The following is a 2,321-nucleotide window of genomic DNA, read 5'->3' as shown; positions in this document are numbered from 1 at the left end:
GCACTTCGGGCGCCACATCCCCGCCGAGCTGCGCACCGCCCTCGACCTCGGTGGTCCCCCCGACTTCGACGGGGTCATCTGCGTGGACTGCGGCACGCGCCACCACATCCAGTACGACCACGTCGACCCGGTGGCCAACGGTGGCCCCACCACCCGGGCCAACCTGAGCGGGAGGTGCTGGGACTGCCACGAGCTCAAGACCGAGCGGGACCGCCAGGCGGGATTGCTGGGCGGCGGCGGGAGGGAGCCGCCGTGAGCGGCGGCGCGGCGCTATGTGGTGGGGGTCCAGCCGAGGACATGCTCCAGACCTTGGCGGATGTCCGTGCGCACCTGGGCCGGAGCCCGGCGGACGTACTGCTCCGCCCGTCGCCGCGCCTCGCGCGAGAGTCGCTCGAGGTAGCCGACGGCAGCGTCCAGACTCAGAGCGCGGCCCGTCCGCTCCTCGAAGTTCGACGGGAGCGCCGTCCAGATCACCGCGTCCAACTCCCGTTCGGCCAGCCACGAGGCGAGGGGACCAGCCAGATCGTGATCGCCCACGCTCGGATCGTCGCGAGAGCAGCCGCCGCTGTGGCGGTCGAGGCACCCGATGCGATCGGGAACGGTCCGTTCCCGCTGCGCCAGTTGCGAACGCGTCATCTCGAGAGCCCGGTCGGACATGAGGGCCCACAGCGTCTGCACGTCGGCGACGCCCTCCCGGAGGCCCAGCGTGAGCCGACCGTTGTCGGCGACGCGGGTGAACTCGACCGGGAGCGCCGGCCCGTCGGGCCGCCATGGCGAGCTGAGCGGCAGCCCACGCGGATCCCAGATCAGCGAGCCCCAGCCCACGACGGCGATTCGCGGCCCACGCACCCACGCGATCGTAGGGCGGAGCGCCGAACTACCGTCTGGGCGTGACCACCATCCTGTACGAGACCGACGCCGACCTCGATGCCCTGGCCGGCCAGCGCGTCGCCCTGATCGGGTACGGCAACCAGGGCCGGTCCTGGGCCCTGAACCTTCGGGACTCGGGGCTCGACGTGATGGTCTGCGTGCGGGCCGACGCGACCCGGGACACCGCCGAGGCCGACGGGTTCGTCACCAGCGACGTCGACGCCGCCTCGGAGGCCGACGTGGTGTGCGTGCTCGTGCCCGACGACGTGATCCCCACCCTGGCCCTCGCACCTCGGTCGGACGCCCTGGTGATCGTCGCCAGCGGCTACACCCTGGCCTTCGGCCAGCTCGACCCGCCGTGCGATCTCGGGATGGTCGCGCCCCGAATGCTCGGTCCGGAGGTGCGACGCTGCTACGTCGAGGGCGTCGGGTTCATCACGGCCGTCGGCGTGCACCGTGATGTCACGGGCACGGCCCGCGCTCGCACCCTGGCCGTGGCCAGGGCCATCGGCGGAATGCGCCAGGGCGCCATCGAGCTGACGCCGAAGCAGGAGGCGGTGCTCGATCTCGCCGTCGAGCAGGCCCTCAGTCCCGCGCTCCGCCAGGTCAGTGAGTCGTTCGTACAGGTGATGATGGAGCAAGGCATACCGCTCGAGGCGGTCGTCACCGAGCTGGTCCTGTCGGGCGAGGTGGAGCGGACGTACCGGCTCGTGCGCATCGAGGGCGGCGCCGCCCAGATGGCGCACCACTCGCCGACCAGCCAGTACGGCCAGATGTCACGGGCGGGCCGCTACGGCCACCTCGACATGGTGGCGACCATGCGGGAGCTGGTCGACGACATCGCGTCGGGGCGCTTCGCCGAGGAATGGGATGCCGAGCGCGACGCGGGCTACCCGCGGCTCCAGGAGCTTCGAGCCAAGGCGATGGCTCCCGAGATACTCGCCTTCGAGTCCGAGCTGCGGTCCCGGCTGGGCGAGGGCGCCACTCAGCGCTGAGAAAGAGAAGGAGCCCAGTACGATCGAATCAGGCCACAACGTCGCCGGCTCCCAGGAGCGCGCAGGGCGCGATCCGTCCCCTCCCTTGATCGTCAACCCCTCCGACACCTACAAGATCGCCCAGCTCGTCGGGCCGGGGTCGATCAACCAGACGGACACCCGATGGAACGTCCATGGGACCGACCTCGGTCACATGTTCCTGGCCCACGGCCAGATGTACGTCACCTTCGGGGACACATTTGGCGCGCCGGCGGCCTTTCCGTTCTTCTCGGTTTCCCACGCTGGTTACCGCAGGAACACGATGGCGTGGGTCGATCCCACGGCGACCACGCCCGCGCAAGGGCTCAACTTCGCCGGCATGATCAGCGACTCGTCGGGCGCGGCCAAGGAGCTGATCCCGGCGAACCCTGGCGAGGCCGGCATCATCCCCACCTATGGCGTCTCGGTGGGCAACCG

At 70.7% G+C, this 2,321-nt stretch carries 4 protein-coding genes; 3 read left to right on the top strand and 1 reads right to left on the bottom strand.

Annotation, left to right across the window (positions count from 1 at the left end):
* A partial coding sequence (locus VGF64_01655; GenBank protein HEY1633434.1) for an HNH endonuclease occupies nucleotides 1-256 on the top strand: 256 nt, incomplete at its 5' end.
* Between the two features lie 14 nt (nucleotides 257-270).
* Here VGF64_01655 and VGF64_01650 read toward each other — a convergent pair.
* Nucleotides 271-849: a hypothetical protein gene (locus VGF64_01650; GenBank protein ID HEY1633433.1), complete on the bottom strand. Its 579-nt coding sequence runs from the start codon at nucleotides 847-849 to the stop codon at nucleotides 271-273.
* Nucleotides 850-890: 41 nt separating this feature from the next.
* Between VGF64_01650 and VGF64_01645 the strand changes: the two genes are divergently transcribed.
* Together VGF64_01645 and VGF64_01640 are read left to right on the top strand one after the other, a co-directional pair.
* Complete coding sequence (locus tag VGF64_01645; GenBank protein HEY1633432.1) at nucleotides 891-1,865, top strand: NAD(P)-binding domain-containing protein; 975 nt, start codon at nucleotides 891-893, stop codon at nucleotides 1,863-1,865.
* 85 nt (nucleotides 1,866-1,950) lie between these two features.
* Nucleotides 1,951-2,321: DUF4185 domain-containing protein (locus VGF64_01640; protein HEY1633431.1), on the top strand; the 371-nt coding region annotated here is incomplete at its 3' end.

The organism is Acidimicrobiales bacterium (genome assembly GCA_036491125.1).
Lineage (GTDB): Bacteria > Actinomycetota > Acidimicrobiia > Acidimicrobiales > AC-9 > AC-9.
This window is presented reverse-complemented; position numbering and strand designations above follow the sequence as displayed.